Genomic DNA, 19,490 nt, shown 5'->3' with positions numbered 1-19,490 from the left:
CGGTAAGCCGGTCGCCCGGCCTTCGGTACTCCCTATCTCACAGTCCGAGAACCGCCCGCATGACATTCCGCGCGATCGGCGCCGCGTCCCCGCCGCCGCTGATCTCGCCGCGGTCCGCCGAGGCGTCCTCCACGACCACCGCGACCGCCACCCGCGGCTCCATCTCGTTGTCGGCCTGCCCCCAGGAGACGAACCAGGCGTACGGCACGCCGGAGTTGCCGACCCCGTGCTGGGCGGTGCCGGTCTTCCCGCCGACGACGGCGCCCGGGATCGCCGCGTTGGTGCCGGTGCCCTCCCGGACCACGTCTGCCATCAGCTCCTTCAGCTGTACCGCCGTCGACGGCCGCATCACCTGCTGCACCGGGTGTGCGCCGCTCCCGGAGACCGTCTCGCCGCTGTGCCGGACCGTCCGCTCCACCAGGTACGGCGGGTGCAGCTGCCCGCCGTTGGCGACGGCCGCCGCGACCATCGCCATCTGCAGCGGCGTGGCCCGCGTGTTGTACTGGCCGATCGAGGACAGCGCCAGCTGCGCCCTGTCCACGTGCGTGTCGAAGGTGCTCCGGGCGACCGAGAAGGGGATGCGCAGTTCGCTGTCGTTGAAGCCGAAGGCCCGCGCCGTGGCCGACATGCCGTTCACCCCGACGTCCACGCCCAGCTTGGCGAACACCGTGTTGCAGGACCACTCGAAGGCCTCGCGCAGCGACGCGTCCGCGCAGCCGTCCCCCTCGTTGGTCAGCCAGGTCGTGGTGCCGGGCAGCCGGTAGGGGTCGGGGGAGCGGGTGGGCGCGTCCAGGTCCGTTACCGTCCCCGCGTCCAGCGCCGCCGCCGCGGTGACCACCTTGAACGTCGAACCCGGCGGATAGGTCTGCCGCACCGCCCGGTTGAGCATCGGCTTGTCCGGGTCGTGGTTGAGCCGCGCCCACGCCGACGCCACCGCCTCCCCGTTGCCGGACAGCAGGGCCGGGTCGTACGACGGGCTCGACACCAGCGCCAGCACCCGGCCCGTGGCAGGCTCGATCGCGGCCACCGCGCCCTTGCGCCCGGCGAGCCCCTTGTACGCCGCCTGCTGCGCGGCCCGGTTCAGTGTCGTCACGACATCGCCGGCCCGGCTCTGGCCGCGCGTCACGTCGTGCCACAGCGGGAACGGCGACAGCATCGGGTCGGTGCCGGTCAGCACCTCGTCCGCCGCGTGCTCCAGGAGCGCGGTGCCGTACAGCTGTGAGGCGAAGCCGGTGACCGGTGCGTACAACGGGCCGTCACGGTAGGTGCGTTCGTAGCGCAGCTGCTCGCCGGTGTCCATGGAGCCGGTGACCGGCGCGCCCCCGACCAGGATGTCGCCGCGCGGCTGCTGGTACCGGGCGATCGCGGCCCGGCGGTTGGCCGGGTTGCCGTCGTAGGCGCCGGACTGGACGACCTGCACGCGGGCGGCGTTGACCAGCAGGGCCATGAGCAGCAGGGCGCAGAACGCGGACGCGCGCCGGATGTACCGGGTCATGGGCCGCCCGCCGGCGTACTCGGTCACGGGGCCGCCTCTCCGTCGTACTGGCTGCGTGCCGAGTCGCTCACCCGGATCAGCAGCGCCACGATCGCCCAGTTGGTGACGACCGAGGAGCCGCCCTGGGCGAGGAACGGCATCGCCATGCCGGTCAGCGGGATGAGGCCGGTGACCCCGCCCGCGATCACGAACACCTGGAGCGCCACGATCGAGGCGAGGCCGACCGCGAGGAGCCGGCCGAAGGGCTCGCGCAGGGCGAGACCCGCCCGGTAACCGCGCTCCACGAGCAGGGCGTACAGCAGGAAGAGCGCCGCGAGGCCGGCGAGACCGAGTTCCTCCCCGGCCGTGGCCAGGATGAAGTCGGACTTGGTGGCGAAGCCGATGAGGATGGAGTGGCCGAGACCGAGACCGGTGCCGAGGAGTCCGCCCGCGGCGAAGGCGAACAGCGACTGGGAGAGCTGGTTGGGTCCCTGCCCGGCCTCGATGGTGGCGAAGGGGTGCAGCCAGTCCTCGATCCGGCCGTTCACATGCGGTTCGATCCGGCCGACCGCGACCGCGCCGAGCACGGCGAGCAGCAGGCACACCGCGATCCAGCCGGTGCGGCCGGTGGCGACGTACAGCAGCACCACGAACAGGCCGAAGAAGAGCAGCGAGGTGCCGAGGTCCCGCTCCAGCACCAGCACGCCGACGCTCAGCAGCCAGATGGTGACGATGGGGCCGAGCACCCGCCCGGTCGGGAACTGCAGCCGCCACACCTTGCGGCCCGCGTACGCGAGCGCGTTGCGGTTGTCGGCCAGGTAGGCGGCGAAGAACACCGCCAGCAGCACCTTCGCGAACTCGCCCGGCTGGAGGGAGAACCCGGCGATCCGGACCCAGATGCGGGCGCCGTTGACCGCCGGGAAGAGGCTCGGCAGCAGGAGCAGGGCGAGCGCGGCGACCACGCAGACGTAGGCGTAGCGCTGGAGCACCCGGTGGTCGCGCAGCAGCAGTACGACGACGATGAACAGACCCACCCCGAGGGTGGACCAGACGAGTTGGGCGGGCGCCGCCCGGTCACCCGGTGTCTCCAGGTCCAGCCGGTAGATCAGGATCAGTCCGAGCCCGTTGAGCAGCACGCCGATCGGCAGCGGCAGCGGGTCGGCGTACGGTGCGCGGAGGCGGACGGCGAGATGCGCGAGGACGGCGAGCACGCCGAGCCCCGCGCCGTAACCGGCGGCGCCGGGCGGGACGGTGCCGGTCCGGGCCAGGCCGACGGCGCAGTAGCCGTACACGGACAGCAGGACGGCCAGCACGATCAGGGCGAGTTCGATGCCACGGCGCCGGGGGAGGCGTACGGCGGATGCGGGAGCCTGTGCCGCCGCCACGGTGGTTCCGGCCTTCGTCATGTCCGGAACCTACCCAAACGGGGCGTCTTGCGTGCGGTTTGCCGCCGGTGCCGGCACCAGCGTGGCGCGGGCCCGACGGTGTCGGGGAAGCGTGCCGGGCCCCAGGCCCGGGCGCCGTCCGTGAGCAGGTACCGGATCGGGTGGCCGCGTATCTGGCCGCCGGCGTCCCGCAGGAGATCCGGACGGTCCCGCCCTCGTGAGCGAACCGGATCCGCCGGCTCCCCCGGTCCGGCCGGTCCCGCAGTCACATCCCTCCCGGGGCCGTGACGACTCCCCGGCGGCGGACACCTCCCTCGCCTCCCTCGCCTCCCTCGCCTCCCTCGGCCCCCCGGTCGCCGTCGGCAGCGGCGGGGGCGGAGGCGACCGCCGCGGAGGAGACGGGGGCGCCGGCCGCGGTGACTGTGGCCAGGCCACGGGCGAACGCGAGACGCAGGGGCATTGGGGGGTACCTCCGGAAGGCGGGCGAAGCATGACCCATCGCCACATCAGGGAGGGCCGCTGGGGGATGCCTGCCGCACTGGGCCGGTCGGGAGCGGGTCCCGGACCGTCAGAGGCCCTCCACCGACGGCAGGGCCAGCGTGGCGACCGCGCCCCCGCCCACCGCGTTCGCGAACGACAGCCGCGCGCCCAGCACCTCCGCCTGCCCCAGCGCGATGGTCAGCCCGAGACCGTGCCCCTTGGCCCCGCCCTCCGTACGGAACCGCTGCGGCCCGTGCGCGACGAGGTACTCCGGATAGCCGTCGCCGTGGTCCCGCACGGTCACCACGGGCCCGTCCACGGTCAGCACCACCGGGGGCCGCCCGTGCCGGTGCGCGTTGGCCACCAGATTGCCCAGCACCCGCTCCAGCCGCCGCCGGTCGGTCTCCACCCGTACCTCCCCCGCGATCCGCACCTCGGTCCGCGTCCCGGAAGCCCGCACCACCCGCACGGCCAGCGCCCCCAGCTCCTCGCCGCCCACCTCCAGCCGTTCCCGGCCGGTGTCCAGCCGTGAGATCTCCAGCAGGTCCTCGGTGAGCGTGCGCAGCGCCGCCACCCGGTCCCGCACCAGCTCCGTCGGCCGGCCCGGCGGCAGCAGCTCGGCCGCCGCGTGCAGCCCGGTCAGCGGGGTGCGCAGCTCGTGCGCCACATCGGCGGTGAACCGCTGTTCGCTCAGCAGCTTGCTCTGCAGCGAGGAGGCCATGGAGTCCAGCGCCGCCGCCACCGCGGCCACCTCGTCCTGCGGACGCGTCGGATCCTTCGTACGCGGATCGTCCACGCGGGCGTCCAGATCGCCCGCGCTGATCCGGCGGGCCACCAGCGCGGTGCCGTGCAGCCGCCGGGTCACCCGGCTCACCGCGAACGCGCCGACCAGCACCGTCACCCCGATCGCCGGCACCGACGACCACAGGATCGACCGGTCCAGGCCGGCGATGGTGCGCGCCTGCTGCGCGTAGTCCACCTCCACGGCGAGCGCCCGGTGCCCGCTCGCCGGGCCCGCCGCCCACATGGTGGGCCGCCCCGCGTGCAGGGCGACCATCGTGCCGCGCCTGCCGGCCACCGCCAGCGCCCGCAGCGAGGCCGGCAGCCCGTCGGGATCGACCCCGGCACCCGGCAGCAGGGAGTCCCCGGCCTCGTAGGCGTCGGTGGCGTCCGCCAGCCGGGACAGCGCGAGGTCACGGGCCTGGTCGACGGTCTGGTCGGTCACCGACACGTGCACCAGCACACCGAGCAGCGCGGCCAGCGCACAGCACATCACCGTGATGAACACCGCCGCCTTCACGGCGAGGGCCCCGGCCCACCGGGGCAGCGCGACCTTCATCGTCCGCCCGCCGGGGAGGACGGGGCCACGGAGCGGGAGGCGGACGGCGACGCGACGGCGGACGGAGGCCGGGACGAGTTCCTGCGTACGGGCCGGCCCCGGCCCGTACGCAGGAACTCGTCCCGGGAGAACACCATCGCGCGCTGCTGGGGATCCCAGGCCCAGGTGGTGCGGTACTCGTAGCCGGTGATCCCGGCGGCCGAGCGGACGATCACCGCGCGTCCGGCCAGCTCGACGCCGGTGATCGCGTCGTTGTCGGCGAGCACTTGCACCAGCCTGTGCCGCTCGACCGTGTACACGCGGACCGCCGTCTGGTTGGTCGGGTACAGCCGGAAGCCGAGCGTCAGATCGCCCCGGCCGTCCCCGGTCAGGTCCCGGTAGTACGCCTTCAGCAGTGGACACCCGGCGCGGTCCCCGCCCGGCCCGCACTCCTTCACGCGGTCCACGGTCGCGTGGTAGGCCCCCTTCGACCCGTAGTCGTCCGGATGGGCCCTGACCTCCGCCGCGACGACCTCCGCCGGATCGACCTTCCGGACGTCGTCACCGGGGACCTTCACCCCCTCGACCGTCTCCCGGCTCGCCTCGTCGTACGGGTATGCCGGGCTCGAGGCCGGCCTGAGACCGGGCCAGAGCCTGGCGGGGCTGACCGCGGTCGAGGCCGGCCCCGCGCTCCGCAGCCCGCCCTTGTCCCCGCAGGCCGCCGCCGTCACCGCCAGCAGGGCGACGGCGGTCGCGGTGGAGACGATGCGCGCGGGACGACGGGCTGGCACGGTGCTCCTGGGGTCGGGGTCGGACATGGCCCCGGACACCCTATTCGTGGATGCGGCGGGACGTCCTTTTTGTGCATGCAAAGCGGTGCTGGAAGAGAGAGCGTACGACGCTACTCAGCCAGCTCCTCCAGCAGCCGGGCGGTGGCCAGCCCCGCGCGCAGGTACTCCACGAACAGCTTGTTGTGCAGCGCCCATGGCGAGCGCCGCCCCCTGATCAGCTCGATCGCCTCCTCGGCGGACCGGCCCCGCTGCACCAGAGCGTGCGCGACGACCAGGCCGGACCGGTTGTAGCCGTGATAGCACCGCACCAGCACCGAGCGGCCGGCGTCCAGCGCCTCGTTCGCCGCCTGCGCCAGCCGCATCACGCCGGCCAGCTGGGTGCCGTCCAGCGGACCGTCCGGGATCGGCCACACATGGTGCTCGACCCCCGGATCGGGTCCGTACCCCGGCAGCCGCAGCAGCGACTGCACCACATCGAAATCTTTCCGTACGACGGCGAACTCCGGCTGTCCCGAACCGTCCCGGAACTCGTGCCCGCCCATCCACAGGCCGGGCATGATCTCGTTCCACGGGCTGTCCGGAGCCGGTACGCCGGGTTGCTCTCCGCGCGTGCGCAACGGCGCCTCCCCAACTCCCCATCGCAGGGCCGTCTCCAAGGTAACCGTGTTCTTGCCCCGGGAGCACCCCGCCTGTTCCCATGGTCGAGGGTGATGACGCATGAGCGGACTGCGTGTGGTGCCGACTTATCGGCACGGCAGGGAGAGGCTGTACGTCTGCCGCCCCGACGGCAGCAGCGTCGCCTGGTACGACAGGGAAACCGGCCGGGTCAATCTGCTCGGCGAGGACGGCAAGGACGCCGTACTCCACGCCCTGAAACCCTTTCTGACCGGCCCGGTCACCGTGGGCCCGCCGCCGGTGCCGACCCCGGCGGAGCTGGCCCGGCTCACCCTCCACCCCGACGACGACCTCGCCCCCAACCGCCCCGGCGAGGCCCTGCTCGTCGCCCTCGACCGCGACCCCGGCCCCGCCCGCCGGCTCCGGCCCGACCCGCGCAGGCGGGCCCTGGCCGCCGAGCAGACCGTCGGCGAGGCCCTGGACCGGCTGGAGGGTGCGGGCTGGCACACCCTGCACTCCGTCCCGCTCCCCGGCGGCGACCGTGTCCACCACCTGCTGATCGGCCCCGGCGGCCTCTTCGCCGTCCACGCCCTGTACGCCCGAAGGAGCCGGGTCCTGGTCGCCGACCCGATGGTCACCGTGGGCCGGCACGAGTCCGAGCCGCTGCTGCGCCGGGTACGGGCCGCCGCCGACCGCGCCTCCTACGCCCTCACCGCCGAGGTGCGTCCGGTCCTCGCCCTGACGACTCCGGCGGACATCGCGGTCACGGCCCCGCCGAGGGGCGTACGGATCATGCAGGACGAGGAGTTCGAGAGCTTCGCCCGGCTCGGCGGGGTGCTGAAGCCGGCGGACGTGGAGGCCCTGCACGCGATGGCGCGGGACCGGAACACGTGGGGGAGGGTGTAAGGCCGGACAGGCCGCTCAGGGCAGCGGCGCCGCCCGCCGCGGCTCCAGCAGCCCCGCCAGCAGATCCCCCCGGTCCTGGACCCGCGGCGCGATGTCCTCGGGCAGGAACTCCAGCTGCCCGGCGCTGCGGCACTCCGCGACCTCCTCCCAGGTCACCGGCGCCGACACCAGCGGAACCCGGCGCGCGCGCACCGTGTACGGCGCGGCGGTGGTCTTGCGGGCCGCGTTCTGGCTCCAGTCGACGAACACCTTCCCCGGCCGCAGACTCCGCGTCATCCGGTGCACCACCAGCCTCGGCAGCGCCCGCTCGGCCTCCACCGCGAGGGCTTTCGCGTACTCGGAGGTCTGTTCGGACGACCCTCCGCGCACCGCCGCCAGCAGGTGCAGCCCCTTCGACCCGGCCGTCTTCGCGTACGCCTCGATCCCGTCCGCCGCGAGCCGCTCGCGCAGCCACAGGGCGACCTCGCAGCAGTGGACGATCGTCGCCGGCGCGCCCGGATCGAGGTCGAAGACCAGCCGGTCGGCCTCGTCCGGCGTCTGCACCAGCCACTGGTGCGTATGGAACTCGGTGACCAGGTTCGCCGCCCAGACCAGGCTCGGCAGATCCTGCACCAGCACCATCCGGACCGGCCCCTCCGACCGCGGCACCTCGGCGGTGGTGACCCACTCGGGCGTACCCGGCGGCACGTTCTTCGTGAAGAACACCTGCCCCTGCGGCCCGTCCGGATAGCGCAGGAAGGACACCGCCCGGTCGCGCAGATGCGGCAGCAGCACACCGGCGGTGGTCGCGTAGTAGTGCAGCAGCTCCCCCTTGGTGAAGCCGGTCTCCGGGTACAGCACCTTGGGCAGGTTGCTGAGCGCGACCCGTCGCCCCTCCACCTCTGTGATAGGCGTCATAGCATGACAATCCCAGACATCGAGCAAGAAACCGGCTATTTCGCCTGGACCGGATATTGAAGAAGGAAGGGTGCGGCACGTGCGATCCATATGGAACGGCGCCATCTCCTTCGGCCTCGTCAGCATCCCGATCAAGCTGGTGAACGCCACCGAGAGCCACGCCATCGCCTTCCGCCAGATCCACACCGAGGACAACGGGCGCATCCGCTACCGCAAGGTGTGCGAGCTGGAGGACCGCGAGGTCAGCCAGGCGGAGATCGGCAAGGCGTACGAGGACGCGGACGGCACGATCATCCCGATCACCGACGAGGAACTCTCCCACCTCCCGATCCCGACCACCCGCACGATCGAGATCGTCGCCTTCGTACCGGCCGACCGGATCGACCCGCTCCAGATGGGTGCGGCGTACTACCTGGCGGCCGGCGGCGCCCCGGCGGCCAAGCCGTACACCCTCCTCCGCGAGGCCCTGAAGCGCAGCAACAAGGTCGCCATCGCCAAATACGCGCTGCGCGGCCGGGAACGCCTGGGCATGCTGCGCGTCGTCGGCGACGCCATCGCCATGCACGGTCTGCTGTGGCCGGACGAGGTCCGCGCGCCCGAGGGCGTGGCCCCCGACGTGGCCGTCACCGTCCGCGACAAGGAACTCGATCTCGCGGACGCCCTGATGGAGACGCTGGGCGAGGTCGACCTCAAGGACCTGCACGACGAGTACCAGGAGGCGCTGGAGGAGGTCATCGCGGCCAAGGCGGCCGGCGAGACCCCACCGGAGGCGCCCGCTCCGGCGGTCAGCGGCAAGGTGCTCGACCTGATGGCGGCGCTGGAGAGCAGCGTGAGGGCGGCCCGCGAGTCCCGGGGCGCCTCGCCTGCCGAGGCCGAGGTCAGACCCCTGCCGCAGCGCCGGGCCACGCCCAAGGAGGCGGGCGGCAAGAAGTCCACGGCCAAGAAGGCGACGGCTGCCGCGAAGAAGACGGCGGCACCGAAGAAGTCGACGTCCGAGTCCGCGAGGACACAGCCCGCGAAGAAGGCGACGGCGAAGTCCGCGTCCACCGCGAAGAAGGCGACGGCGAAGTCCACCTCCACCGCGAAGAAGACGACGACGCCCGGGAAGAAGGCGACGGCACGCAAGAGACCGGCGTGATGGCCCCGGCAGGCTTCCTGGCGTTGCGGAGGCGCGGGGGCGCGGGGGCGCGGGGGCACGGCGGCACGGGGCGCGCGGGGTTGCGGGGCACGCGGGGACGCAAGGGAACGCGGCTACGGGCGGTGGCGACGAGACGCTGTAGCCGCTCCCTCCTGGACGACTCCGACGACGCACGCCCGGCGCGGCGCTCGCCCTCACCCGGCGGCGCCTGTTGGCCGGGGCGGAGGCGATGGCGGCGGCTTCGAGAAGGGCCCGCGATGCCTTGACGCGCCCGGCGCGCACAGGATGTGCGCGATCTCGTACACCTGGAGGTGCCGCTGGTGCAGGGGACCGGTGCCGGCCGGGTCCAGAATCCGGTCGGTGTGATCGCTGGTCACCAGCACCCCGCACGGCACATCGGGCCGGGTCGGCCGGCCACAGGCACCCGCTCGCTGCCGCCGCCCCCGCTCCTCGGCGGGCCGCCCGGCGAACCCCTCGACACCCCTTGACACCCCACGGCACCGACAGCGCACGGAACGACCGGACACCGACGGGACTACGCGGCGTAGCGCATCAGTACGAAAATGAGGGCCTTCCGTTTCGGGCATCAGAGGCGTAGGTTCCGTTTACCCCGCGACGGCGTCCTACGGGGCGCTGGCCCGCCAGATCCGGAGCGGCGGGCCGCGCGGGGGCCAACTTCCTGATCAAGCCCACGTGTTGCCCAGGCCACTGGGCCCCGGCCGGCTCGATCTCGCCGGCGTCGGCCGAGACCTCGCCGCCGAGAGCCTGCGCGATGGCGGCGAACTCGCCGAGGGCGGCCTGGATGTCCTCGACGATCTCCTGGGCGATCACCTCGGGCGGCAGCAGGCTGTCGGTGTCATCGAGGGCCGGCCCCGGCGGCCAGCTCCCGCAGCGCCTCGTATGAGACGGCTTACGCAGCCCGGGCGTTGCTGAAATGCCCTGTACAGCAGGGGGAGTGGAGGTTTTCGAACGTGAGGAGAGCGGCTCCGAACCTCTCGCAGCTGCCGCTAGGCTCCCGGCATGAGCAGCGAGGAGACCCTTTTTACGTCCATTGGGCCATCCGCAAAGGTGCCACCGCAGCCTGCCGGGACGGAGCCACTGGCTGCCGCCGGCGCAGAGGCGCCTGCACGGGTACGCCCGACTCCCCACAGATCGAAGCTCGTTGAACTGCTGAGGAACCCGAAGCTTCCCGAGGAAGACAGGTCTTCGGTCGAAGCATCGATAGAGCGGTATGAGTCATGGATCGATGACATGACGAAGATCGACGCAACCGGTGATGAACTGATCCGCCAGTTGGTCGATGTGGTCAATGAGTACAAGAAAAGCGTGGAGCTCGATCTGATCTGGGACAGCGACAAGGACTTCCTGTTCAGACAGCGTGGGCAGCTGAAGATAGACAACTCCATAATCGAAGAATTCTTGCCGTGGCTGATCGATCCACGCGTCATCCCCGCCCTGACTGAGCAGGACCTGTATGCCGGACCGGCCGGGGCTTTCGCTGCGGCCTACTTCTCCAGCTCCCTCACGGCGCCGGCCGGTGGTATTTCCATGCAGGTCAGGCGAAAGGACCAGGATTTCACCCTGAGCAGGCGCGCCTACTTGAAGGCGTCGTTCAAGCCGGACTTTCCTGCCGGAGCTTCTTCCAGCATTGAACTGTGGTTGGCCTACGTGGCCGCCGAGTGCAAGACCAACCTGGACAAGACGATGTTCCAGGAGGCGAGCGCGACTTCCCACGACCTCAAGGTCGCTGTCCCGGCAGCCCGCTACTACCTGATCTGCGAATACCTCGACATGGCGCCCATCAGCACCGCCGGCACGGACATCGACGAAGTACTGATTTTGCGTGGAAAGAGGCTGGGTTCCCACAAGAGGAAAGAGTACTCGTCCGCTGCAAAAAGGAAGACGCTGAGGTCGGAATACGTCGATTACCTCGAGAGTAACCCGATCCGGTATGATGTCGTGCAGCGATTCGTCGATCATTTGAGGTCGCTGTTCGAGGCCAAAGATCCGAACGAAGAAGACGTTGTCGCCAAGGGATATTTCTAGGAAGCAGGGTATGGACGTCGAGGAGATCTTTGGCTCGGTCCGTGAGCGAGAATTCGACCGCAGCTTCATCGGGCAGGTCGATCTGGACGTGCTCGTCCGGGAGCGGCGCAGTGCGCTCCCCTGGCGCGGCCAATTCACTCCGGGTCTGGTGAGTAAACTCCTCGACGTCTACTATCCCGGCTCCGGCATCGTGGTCGACCCATTCCTGGGCAGTGGCACGACCGTCTTGGAATGCATCCGCAAGGGCATTCCGTCGGCTGGTGTCGAGATCAACCCCGCGGCGCTGGAGCTGTCCGGGATCCTGGAGCTCGCGTCACTGCCCCGCGAGCAGCGGCTGCAGATCGTCACGGAAGCCTCGTCCTATCTGGGCAAGGTCTCGACATCTGGACAAGACACGCTCTTCGGCGACTCAGAAGAAATCGAAGACTTCGTCGCCTACCTGCTCGACGGCCATCGCGGCGCCGTCGACAAGAACCTGGAGCGCGTCTTCGCCACCACCCTGCTGCTGAGCATGGGGGACAAGAAGGAGACGGACGGGAAGAAGGTGCACAAGTCCTGGAACCAGGTCCGTGACCTGATCACAGACTTCCCTTCCGACCCGGTCCCCTCCCGGGTGATTCCCGGCGACGCCCGGAGCGTCCCCCTCGAAGACGGCTGCGCAGGCCTGGTGGTCACCTCTCCGCCTTACATCAACGTATTCAACTACCACCAGAACTACCGCCCTGCCGTTGAGCGGATCGGCTGGAACGTCCTCCCTGCCGCGAGAACGGAAATCGGATCCAACCGAAAGAATCGCCAGAATCGATTCCTCACGGTGATCCAGTACTGCATCGACATGATGCAGGCGCTCAGCGAGATGGAAAGGCTGGTGTCCAGGGCAGGGAACGTCGTCCTGGTCGTGGGCCGGGAATCCCGGGTGCGTGGCGTCGCCTTCTCGAATTCCGAAATCGTAGCCGCACTGGCCGAGGGCCTGCCCAACCTGCGTTTCGTACGCTGGCAGGAAAGGAAGTTCACCAACAGGTTCGGTGCAGTGATCTACGAGGACATCCTGTCCTACCAGGTGGACAAGAACCCCAGCGCCGGCCGCGCGGACCTGAATGCCTTCGCACGCGACGTAGCCCGTTACGTCCTGGCGGAGGCCCTCGAACAAGCGACGGATGACGTCCGGGATGATGTGCAGAGTGCCCTCGTGAGCGTAGCGAAGGTAGAAGCGTCGCCGGAACTGAGCCTGATAAAGGTTTGAGCTTCGCGGGGTCGCAACGGGCTGGTCAAAAGACTCCGGGTTCGTCGCCGGCGGCTTCGAGTCCTTTCATGACGCGGTTGTGGAAGTCCCGCTCTTGCCGACGGCACGGCGCGGCGAAAAAGGCACGTTGGGCTTCCGCGAGCGTGCAGCTCAGCAGCCGCATGGTGACGAGTACGGCGTCCACGCCGTGGCAGTCGTGATCCTTGAGCCACTGCTGAAGCACGTCACTGTCGCGCGTTCCGTCCCACACGGGTCGGGCTGCTTCGAGCGTTGCCGTGACGCGGGCTGACCGTTCCGGTCCTATGGGCATGGCGCCGCCCCCCTTTTGGCCGCAGGTTACCCGTGTGGTGGGGAAGAGACGCGGTCTTTCTCATGCGGGGCGCCGCAGGCAGGATCCGAACCTGCGGATACAGAGATCAGATCTTGATGACGGTCACGCGCGACCCACAGAGGGCAGTGAGGTCTTCGGGGTCGGACGTGAGTACGGTGACGGGCCCGGGGGCGGCGAGGGCTGTTGCGCTCAGTATGGCGTCGATCGCGTATTTGTGGCCGTGCAGGCCGGCGTCGGCCAGAAGGGCGGCGGCGTGGCGGGCAATCGGTTCGGTGACCGGCTCCAGGACGAGGCGGGAGAGCGTCCATTCCAGTGCGGGGCGATCGACGCGTGGGTGGACCACCTCCACCAAGGTGGCCGCGGAGGTGATCACACGCAGGTCGTCGGCGCGGGCGAGAGCGAGCCAGGCGGTGACCGTTCGGTCGCGCAGCACGGCCTTGGCCAGTCCTTCGCTGTCCAGCACCAGCGTGCCGCCCGGGGTGGCGGGGGAACGGGTCATGCCGGCTTGCTCCGCCAATAATTCCCGAAGGGGACCGACCTTTCTCGATGAGCGGCGGAGGACATCGAGGCGGTCGCAGCCACGCTCAACAGTCGCCTCGACAAGAGCCTCGGTTGGAAGACACCCGCCGAAGCCCTAAGTTCCGGTCCCGGAAGTTCGTCCAAGCCCTCGACCGCCACCGGATGGCCGGATCGACAGGGAGAATCGGGGCGGCCGGCGACAACGCGGCCATGGAGTCCTTCTTCAGCCTGTTGCAGAAGAACGTCCTCAACCGCCGATCGTGGGCCACCCGCCAGGAATTGCGGATCACGATCGTGACCTGGATCGAACGGACCTACCACCGACACCGCCGACAAGCCGCACTCGACCGGCTGACACCTGTCGAATTCGAGGCCGTCATGACCACACCGGCCCTCCAGGCCGCGTGACCGAACCTGTCACCCAAACCTGCATCAGACCCGCACGGCAAGGAAAGCGGCCGATGTCCGGCGCCGTCTGGATCAGCCCGACTTCGGCGGCTTCTGCGTGTCGAAGGCGAAGAGAGTGTTCCTGGCCGCGGCCACGATCACCGCACGCCCAGCAACGGTCACGCGCGGGCTTGCGCCCTGCTCGCCCGTAAAACCATCGGCCTGCGGGTCCGTTGTCCACAGGGGTCTGCCGCCGTAAGGCGACAGCGCGACCACCCGGCCGGTGGCCGAGCTGAAATACAGCGCGTCGGCTCCCGCAACGGGACCCGAGGCACCCTCCACGCTGGTCTGCCGCGACCACTTCTTCCGGCCGGTCGCGGGGTCGAGTGCTGTGACGAGACCGGTCTGCCCGCTCACGTAGACGGTGCCGTCCGCCATGCCGGGCGTCCCCGCGTACGTCTTGGCCAGCCGGGAGTACGTGACCTTCCGCGAGGCGGGGTCGACCCGCGCCACCCCGTCGTAGCCGGCCAGCGCCGTTCCCTCCATGTGTCCCTGAAGGAGTACCAGCCTGCCGTCGGCGACACCCACCGGCACCGCGGGGCCGTTGACCGCGATGGGCCTGCCCAGCTTCCCCGAGGCGCGGTCGACCGTGTACAGGGTGGGGTGGCGCACCGCTGAGGCATCCACCTCCGCATCCGTCGCGCACATCGCCATGAGCTGTGGGCCCACCAGGACGGGAGCGCACTGCGTACCCGCGGGGAACGACGTCGTCCAGGTGACCTCGCCGCTGTGCGCGTCCCGGGACTCGAAGTGGGAGTTGGAAGCGTCGACCGTCACGACGGCGGAGCCGACCACAACGGCGTCCTGAGTCCGACCCGTGACGGCCGTCGACTGAGCGCCGGACGGCACGGACCACAGCTCCCGGCCGTTGTCGGCGTCGATGGCCACCACCTCGCTGGGAGGGTCCTGCGGGGCGTTCTGGGCGGCGAAGCGGTAACCGAGCACTGTGTCGTCGGTGACGCCCACCAGGTGCATGCCCTGGACGGGGACGCCCGGGCTCTTCACCGTCCACACCCGCGAGCCGTCCATGGCCCTGATACGGGTCGCGACGACACCGCCGCCCCCGCAGAACAGCGCGTCGCCGCGCGCGACGCAACGCAACTCGTCGGGGATGTTCTTGAGACCGCCCTGCACGATCTTGCGCCACGGCTTGAAACCGTCCGGAAGCGCGGCAACCGGCGCCGCAACGCTCTTGCCCTTGTCGCCGCCGCTGCTCCCCCCGAAGCCGCCCGCCTTCAGGGCGGCGACTCCCCCGCCGATCGCTGCCACCGCGACCGAGGCCGCGATCACAGGACGCCACCGGCGACGCAGACGGCGGCCGATGGGCTTGCCAGTGCGCCCTGTCTCGGGACCGGCCGGGGCGGTGGTCGGGTCGGTCGGCGCCGCGGTGGTCGGCATCGCGAAGTGATGCTCGGTGATCACGTCACGGGTGCAGCCCGCACCGACCCCGTTCGTGCCGGTCTCACCGAGGTCGGCCGGCAGGTCCCGCAGCAGCACGAGGAGTTCGTCCGCAGAGGGGCGCCGCTCGGGCTCCTTGTCCAGGCACGACTCGACGACCGCGCGCAAAGCCACCGGCACGGCACCCAGCGACGGCTCCTCGTGCACCACCTGATAAGCCGTCATGTACGGGCTGTCCGCGTCGAAAGGTCCGCGGCCTGTCGCTGAATACACCAGCAGCGTCCCCAGCGAGAAGACGTCGGACCGCGGCCCCACACCACGCGGCGCCTGCAACTGCTCCGGCGACATGAAGGGCGGCGTACCGATCACCCGCCCTGTCATGGTCAGCGTCTGCTGATCCGCGGCGCGCGAAATGCCGAAGTCGATGACGCGCGGGCCCTCGGGCGAGAGCACGACGTTCGAAGGCTTCAGGTCACGGTGCACGACCCCCACCCGGTGGATGTCGCGCAGCGCCTCCGCCAGTCCGATGGCGAGCCTCCTCAGCTCCGCTCCGTTCAGCGGGCCCTTCGTGGCGATGCGCTGGGCGAGGGTGGCCCCCTCGATATAGGTCGTCGCCATCCACGGCTGCTCGGCCTCAGGGTCCGCGTCGACCACGGCGGCGGTGAACGCGCCGCTCACCCGCCTCGCCGCCGCCACCTCCTGCCGGAAACGGATGCGGAACTCGTCATCCCCCGCGAACTGCTGGTGAATCAGTTTGATCGCGACAGGTCGCCCCGAACTCGTACGGGCCAGAAAGACCGTGCCCATGCCACCCGAGCCGAGCCGCGCCTCAAGCGGATAGCCGCCGATCTCGGCTGGATCACCCCCGCGCAGCGACACTCTTGCCGACCTCCCGTCCCCCGTGCACCTCTGCTGCCACGGGCCTGCGTACCTGTCCTGCACACAAACTAGCCGCAGGTCAGCACGGCAGAGCAAAGCGGGTGACGAACAGGGACCCCAGGACCGGGGAGGTGGGGCTCCTCTACCGGAAGCGGCAGGGGAAGGCCACGGCCAGGCGGCACAGGTGGGCGCTGCCGAGCACGATGCGTGGATGGCGGTTGCTGTGGCGCGGGCACGGGGCCATTTCCAGCGACGCTACCCGGTTACCCCTGCCTGACCGGTACTTCGTACACGATCTTGCACAGCGCCGCAGGCACGACGATGTCGGCGGTCTCAACCGCCCGCCCGTCAGCACTGAAGAAGATCCGATGGGTACGGGTACACGATGCCCCACGCTGGACGCCGAGAGGTTCGCCTCCTCGGCGTTCGTCTGTCCCAGTTCAGTCTCTTCCGCGGAGTGGGTTGACCGTGATGCCGATCTCGGCCTGCGACACACCACGCCGGCGCCCGCAAGGGGACCACCGTCAGGCAGGACGACAAGCGTCCCCGAGGTGATCGCGTATGGCTCCCAACTCGTGATCACGTATACGGGCTTGCCGTCCACCAGGTGCTCGTAGGTTGTGTGAACACAGTAGTCGCCGTCGGCAATACCGAGCCGTGCCGCGATGTCATGGAGAGCGGAGATCATGGCGTCGCTGCGCCCTTCCCATGACTCGCCGCGCGAGGAAACCTTGGACATCATTCGCGGATGACGAGGCAGGGTCCAGGAACATCCATAGAAACCGGCCACCGCGACGCTCGGCGTAGAGGCGTCCGGACGGGCATCCGGCGTATTCGTGAACTGCTCCTCAGTCGCAGGCGCGAGCTGCCGCTCCTTCAGGGAGCGGTTTCGCCGCTGGTGGAGACGGTGCCGTTGCAAGTGTTGGCGTGCGAGTTGGCGACGGCTCGGGGGGGAACGAGGTGGATCAGCCGCGAAGCCAGGTGAAGTGCGTCCCAACGGAGTGAGTTTTCATGGCGTCGATGAAGGTGGTGAAGACTCCGGTCGGGAAGGAGAGGGCCGCCCCGGTTGGGGCCTTTGAGTCGCGGATGGCTATGTGGGTGTCACGGTTCGCGATCTCCACACAGGCGTTGCCGTCGCCGCTGCCGGAGTAGGAAGACTTCTGCCAGTTGTCGCGGGTGGTCACGAGCACCCCACAGTTCCTTGGCCAACCTGTGGATGAGGTCACGCGACCGTGCAGTGTCGAGTGACGCGCCCTCAACTCTACGAAAAAGCGTTCGGAAGACGCCGAGCTGCGCTTCGGAGTCGATGAAGAGCACGCCGTGCGGGCCGTCGCGTACCACGGTGTCCAGCTTCTGCGACATCCTTCCAGGCCGCCTCTCAGCAAGCCAGGTCAAGGTGTCACCCAATTCTGCAGCAGTCCCGACAAGGTGATCTCGCCCTTGGCTCGGAAGCCGTACCACCTGCGGGCCACGTGCATCACGAACTGGCTTCGGGCAGGCCTCCCGGTAGCGGAGGTGGCCAGGCGCGCCGGCAACTCTCCTGAAGTCATCCATCGCCGCTACGCGGGCTGTATTGACGACAGTGAAGCAGAGAACAACATGAGGATTGAACGGGCGATGGGCTGGTCAGGCGCCGAGGAGTGATTGACACCGTGAGCGTCTAGTTTCCGGCAGGCTCCGAACGGAGCCTGCCGAGAAGCAGGATCAGTTAGGCAAGTTGCGGCCGGTGGTCAGACGTGGCCTCAGGAGGCTGCTCTAGCTGCAACTCCTTCTTCCGTTGCTCTTCTCGGATTCGCTCGACCTCTTCAGCAAATAGAGTCGACGCTTCTTCTGGTGCTAGATTCTTGTACCGTCGGATGTGAAGCGAGTAAGCCTGAATCTCTAGATCTATCGAGTCCGCTGTCTGTTGAAGATTGAGGCTGCGCTCGCGGAATTTGAAGTATGCGATGATTCCTGCTGAGATGCTAACTAGAGCGCTAAGGCCGACCGCAAGCCAACTCCAAACGCCCTGCTCTGCTGAGGCGGTAGTGCTTACAGAGGTGAGAATCGAGCCGATGATCACGGTTAGCTGGAAGAGGTTGTGTCTTCCTCTGTATTTTTCTGCGCTCCGTCGGTATTCGTCACGAAATTTAGGTGCGGATTCGTAGTAGATGTGGAAGGTGCTGGGAAGATCGGCCGTCCCTGCATCGATGGTTTGGAGTGAGGCCCTCTCTGCCTCACGCTGATGCAGATCTACCGTGCTTGCTATTGCCTGGGTTCGCCAATGCCACCAGCAGGCCGCGGATGCAATTATTGAAATGACGAGGCTTAGGCCGCCCAATTCGTTCAAGGCTGCTCGCCCGCCACCAGGGTGCGAGAAGTCAATTAGATAATTGCCCGCTATGATTCCACCGAGGATTATCAAATTTCCAGCTGACAGCCAGAGCAGAGTGAACCGTTTGATGAAACGGGCATTAGCTATCTCGGCTTCGATCTCGATGAGGCGCTGATCAATTTCCAGAATCGTTGAGACAGGTGCCACTCGTCCCCCAGTCGTGATCTCGTACGAGCAGTAGCAGGTCATCGACGTGATCGTTTAGACAGGCTAGCGAAGCTAGCACCGAAGGCCGAGGCTGTTGGGGGCAACCGGAGGAGTGGGGGGACTTCCCACGTCCGATCCCACACGCTCCTCACACGCGACTGGTGAGCGACAACGAGAAAGAGCGAGACCCAGTGAGACTGGATCCCGCTCTTCGCGTTAGGCACCTATGCTGGTCAACCGCATCATCGTGCTGATTGAAGCAAAGTGCCCCCGGCAGGATTCGAACCTGCGCACACGGCTCCGGAGGCCGTTGCTCTATCCCCTGAGCTACGGGGGCGTGTCGGGCGCTTCGCTCTCGCTTGCGGCGACGAGTAGAACCCTAGCAGGTCTGACGGGGTGATCAGGAACGGGTTTGCCGGGCGGGGGCGGGGGTGGGGCGACTGTAGGGGGTGGAAGTGGGGAAAACCCGGACGCGGTGGCCGGTGCGCACCTACTCTCGACGTGTGCCAGGGGCGTCGGGGCGGGTGCTTGTTGTGGATGACAACAAGGTCATCCGGCAGCTGATCAGGGTCAACCTTGAGCTGGAGGGGCTCGAGGTCGTGACCGCGGCCGATGGTGCCGAGTGTCTGGACGTGGTGCATCAGGTGCAGCCCGATGTCGTGACGCTGGATGTCGTCATGCCCCGGCTCGACGGGCTGCGGACCGCCGCCCGGCTCCGTGCCGATCCCCGTACGCACGACCTGCCCGTCGCGATCATCAGTGCCTGCACCCAGTACGAGGTCGAGGCCGGTCTCGGCGCTGGTGTCGACGCCTTCCTCGCCAAGCCCTTCGAACCCGCGGAACTCGTTCGGCTCGTCAAGCACTTGATCGGGAAGAAGGCCGGGGGCGAGGGTGCGAGCGGCGGGGACGGCCGGGGCAGTGGTGGGGAGGGGGGAGACGGCGGGGGAAGCGGTGGCGAGGACGGCGGGGGCGGTGGCGACGAGGGCGTGGCCGACGGGGTCACCGGTGGTGTTTCCTTCGGGGGATAGGGGCGGGTGACGCGCCTGCCGCGTTCCACCAGTCGAAACCGCCTCGCATACCCACCCCCCACCTCCCCTACGCT

General features: G+C 69.1%; 17 protein-coding genes, 1 tRNA gene and 3 pseudogenes. 7 read left to right on the top strand and 14 right to left on the bottom strand.

Features of this window, described 5'->3' with window-relative positions; all coding sequences use genetic code 11:
* Positions 1–37 precede the first annotated feature (37 nt).
* The 5 genes from K7G59_RS16555 to K7G59_RS16530 all read right to left on the bottom strand — a co-directional run bounded on the left by K7G59_RS16555 (position 38) and on the right by K7G59_RS16530 (position 6,065).
* Entirely contained in the window at positions 38–1,495 is a 1,458-nt protein-coding gene (locus K7G59_RS16555) for a penicillin-binding transpeptidase domain-containing protein (protein ID WP_225835109.1), read from the bottom strand.
* Positions 1,496–1,518: 23 nt separating this feature from the next.
* Positions 1,519–2,880 carry an FtsW/RodA/SpoVE family cell cycle protein gene (locus tag K7G59_RS16550; RefSeq protein ID WP_225834833.1) on the bottom strand — a complete coding sequence of 454 codons (1,362 nt, stop codon included), beginning with the start codon at positions 2,878–2,880 and terminating at the stop codon, positions 1,519–1,521.
* A gap of 547 nt (positions 2,881–3,427) precedes the next feature.
* Complete coding sequence (locus K7G59_RS16540; protein WP_225834831.1) at positions 3,428–4,678, bottom strand: HAMP domain-containing sensor histidine kinase; 1,251 nt, start codon at positions 4,676–4,678, stop codon at positions 3,428–3,430.
* On the bottom strand, positions 4,675–5,475 hold the full coding sequence (locus tag K7G59_RS16535; RefSeq protein ID WP_263976377.1) for a hypothetical protein: 801 nt from the start codon (positions 5,473–5,475) through the stop codon (positions 4,675–4,677). Before K7G59_RS16535 ends, K7G59_RS16540 begins: the two co-directional genes overlap by 4 nt.
* Before the next feature lie 83 nt (positions 5,476–5,558).
* A complete protein-coding gene (locus K7G59_RS16530) occupies positions 5,559–6,065 on the bottom strand; it encodes a dual specificity protein phosphatase family protein (protein ID WP_225834827.1) in 507 nt (168 codons plus the stop codon).
* 100 nt (positions 6,066–6,165) lie between these two features.
* Between K7G59_RS16530 and K7G59_RS16525 the strand changes: the two genes are divergently transcribed.
* Positions 6,166–6,969 carry a nuclease-related domain-containing protein gene (locus K7G59_RS16525; protein WP_225834825.1) on the top strand — a complete coding sequence of 268 codons (804 nt, stop codon included), beginning with the start codon at positions 6,166–6,168 and terminating at the stop codon, positions 6,967–6,969.
* Between the two features lie 15 nt (positions 6,970–6,984).
* Here K7G59_RS16525 and ligD read toward each other — a convergent pair whose 3' ends face one another.
* Entirely contained in the window at positions 6,985–7,866 is an 882-nt protein-coding gene (gene ligD, locus K7G59_RS16520) for a non-homologous end-joining DNA ligase (RefSeq protein ID WP_225834824.1), read from the bottom strand.
* A gap of 79 nt (positions 7,867–7,945) precedes the next feature.
* Here ligD and K7G59_RS16515 point away from each other — a divergent pair, with 79 nt between their 5' ends.
* Entirely contained in the window at positions 7,946–9,004 is a 1,059-nt protein-coding gene (locus K7G59_RS16515) for a Ku protein (RefSeq protein ID WP_225834823.1), read from the top strand.
* Between the two features lie 552 nt (positions 9,005–9,556).
* On the opposite strand, the gene K7G59_RS16510 is transcribed toward K7G59_RS16515, so the two are convergent.
* Complete coding sequence (locus K7G59_RS16510; RefSeq protein ID WP_225834822.1) at positions 9,557–9,835, bottom strand: hypothetical protein; 279 nt, start codon at positions 9,833–9,835, stop codon at positions 9,557–9,559.
* 189 nt (positions 9,836–10,024) lie between these two features.
* Between K7G59_RS16510 and K7G59_RS16505 the strand changes: the two genes are divergently transcribed.
* Both K7G59_RS16505 and K7G59_RS16500 read left to right on the top strand, forming a co-directional pair.
* Entirely contained in the window at positions 10,025–11,050 is a 1,026-nt protein-coding gene (locus tag K7G59_RS16505) for a Bpu10I family restriction endonuclease (RefSeq protein ID WP_225834821.1), read from the top strand.
* Between the two features lie 10 nt (positions 11,051–11,060).
* The gene (locus tag K7G59_RS16500; protein WP_225834820.1) at positions 11,061–12,293 is read left to right on the top strand and encodes a DNA methyltransferase; all 1,233 of its coding nucleotides are present in this window, start codon (positions 11,061–11,063) and stop codon (positions 12,291–12,293) included.
* A 25-nt stretch (positions 12,294–12,318) separates the two neighbouring features.
* Here K7G59_RS16500 and K7G59_RS16495 read toward each other — a convergent pair whose 3' ends face one another.
* Positions 12,319–12,543, bottom strand: coding sequence for a hypothetical protein (locus tag K7G59_RS16495; RefSeq protein WP_225834819.1), 225 nt, complete (start codon positions 12,541–12,543; stop codon positions 12,319–12,321).
* A 166-nt stretch (positions 12,544–12,709) separates the two neighbouring features.
* Positions 12,710–13,123, bottom strand: a complete 414-nt coding sequence (locus K7G59_RS16490; RefSeq protein ID WP_225834817.1) for a DNA-binding protein — start codon at positions 13,121–13,123, stop codon at positions 12,710–12,712.
* A gap of 3 nt (positions 13,124–13,126) precedes the next feature.
* On the opposite strand from K7G59_RS16490, the pseudogene K7G59_RS16485 reads away from it, so the two are divergent.
* Positions 13,127–13,303 (top strand): annotated as a pseudogene (locus K7G59_RS16485) (IS30 family transposase); the annotation flags it as partial.
* Positions 13,252–13,551 (top strand): annotated as a pseudogene (locus tag K7G59_RS16480) (IS3 family transposase); the annotation flags it as partial. The pseudogenes K7G59_RS16485 and K7G59_RS16480, both read left to right, overlap by 52 nt.
* Before the next feature lie 72 nt (positions 13,552–13,623).
* On the opposite strand, the gene K7G59_RS16475 reads toward K7G59_RS16480, so the two are convergent.
* The 5 genes and pseudogenes from K7G59_RS16475 to K7G59_RS16445 all read right to left on the bottom strand — a co-directional run bounded on the left by K7G59_RS16475 (position 13,624) and on the right by K7G59_RS16445 (position 18,725).
* Positions 13,624–15,867 carry a serine/threonine-protein kinase gene (locus K7G59_RS16475; protein WP_225834815.1) on the bottom strand — a complete coding sequence of 748 codons (2,244 nt, stop codon included), beginning with the start codon at positions 15,865–15,867 and terminating at the stop codon, positions 13,624–13,626.
* A 965-nt stretch (positions 15,868–16,832) separates the two neighbouring features.
* Positions 16,833–17,057: a DUF397 domain-containing protein gene (locus K7G59_RS16465; RefSeq protein ID WP_374114239.1), complete on the bottom strand. Its 225-nt coding sequence runs from the start codon at positions 17,055–17,057 to the stop codon at positions 16,833–16,835.
* A 4-nt stretch (positions 17,058–17,061) separates the two neighbouring features.
* A pseudogene (locus K7G59_RS16460) lies at positions 17,062–17,220 on the bottom strand (transcriptional regulator); the annotation flags it as partial.
* A gap of 355 nt (positions 17,221–17,575) precedes the next feature.
* On the bottom strand, positions 17,576–18,430 hold the full coding sequence (locus K7G59_RS16450) for a DUF4231 domain-containing protein (RefSeq protein WP_225834811.1): 855 nt from the start codon (positions 18,428–18,430) through the stop codon (positions 17,576–17,578).
* Between the two features lie 223 nt (positions 18,431–18,653).
* Positions 18,654–18,725: transfer RNA gene (locus tag K7G59_RS16445), tRNA-Arg, on the bottom strand.
* A gap of 166 nt (positions 18,726–18,891) precedes the next feature.
* On the opposite strand from K7G59_RS16445, the gene K7G59_RS16440 reads away from it, so the two are divergent.
* Positions 18,892–19,416: a response regulator gene (locus tag K7G59_RS16440; protein WP_225834809.1), complete on the top strand. Its 525-nt coding sequence runs from the start codon at positions 18,892–18,894 to the stop codon at positions 19,414–19,416.
* Positions 19,417–19,490: the final 74 nt, after the last annotated feature.

Source organism: Streptomyces sp. NK08204 (assembly GCF_020400585.1).
Classification (GTDB): Bacteria; Actinomycetota; Actinomycetes; order Streptomycetales; family Streptomycetaceae; genus Streptomyces.
The sequence above is the reverse complement of the archived record's forward strand: the minus strand, read 5'-3'. Positions and strand labels throughout refer to the sequence as shown.

What these genes read in the sequence shown, in the direction of transcription:
- K7G59_RS16490 (WP_225834817.1), bottom strand. Translation starts at nt 13,123, where the DNA reads ATGACCCGTTCCCCCGCCACCCCGGGCGGCACGCTGGTGCTGGACAGC.
- K7G59_RS16535 (WP_263976377.1), bottom strand. Translation starts at nt 5,475, where the DNA reads ATGTCCGACCCCGACCCCAGGAGCACCGTGCCAGCCCGTCGTCCCGCG.
- ligD (WP_225834824.1), bottom strand. Translation starts at nt 7,866, where the DNA reads ATGACGCCTATCACAGAGGTGGAGGGGCGACGGGTCGCGCTCAGCAAC.
- K7G59_RS16525 (WP_225834825.1), top strand. Translation starts at nt 6,166, where the DNA reads ATGAGCGGACTGCGTGTGGTGCCGACTTATCGGCACGGCAGGGAGAGG.
- K7G59_RS16540 (WP_225834831.1), bottom strand. Translation starts at nt 4,678, where the DNA reads ATGAAGGTCGCGCTGCCCCGGTGGGCCGGGGCCCTCGCCGTGAAGGCG.
- K7G59_RS16550 (WP_225834833.1), bottom strand. Translation starts at nt 2,880, where the DNA reads ATGACGAAGGCCGGAACCACCGTGGCGGCGGCACAGGCTCCCGCATCC.
- K7G59_RS16505 (WP_225834821.1), top strand. Translation starts at nt 10,025, where the DNA reads ATGAGCAGCGAGGAGACCCTTTTTACGTCCATTGGGCCATCCGCAAAG.
- K7G59_RS16555 (WP_225835109.1), bottom strand. Translation starts at nt 1,495, where the DNA reads ATGACCCGGTACATCCGGCGCGCGTCCGCGTTCTGCGCCCTGCTGCTC.
- K7G59_RS16450 (WP_225834811.1), bottom strand. Translation starts at nt 18,430, where the DNA reads ATGACCTGCTACTGCTCGTACGAGATCACGACTGGGGGACGAGTGGCA.
- K7G59_RS16500 (WP_225834820.1), top strand. Translation starts at nt 11,061, where the DNA reads ATGGACGTCGAGGAGATCTTTGGCTCGGTCCGTGAGCGAGAATTCGAC.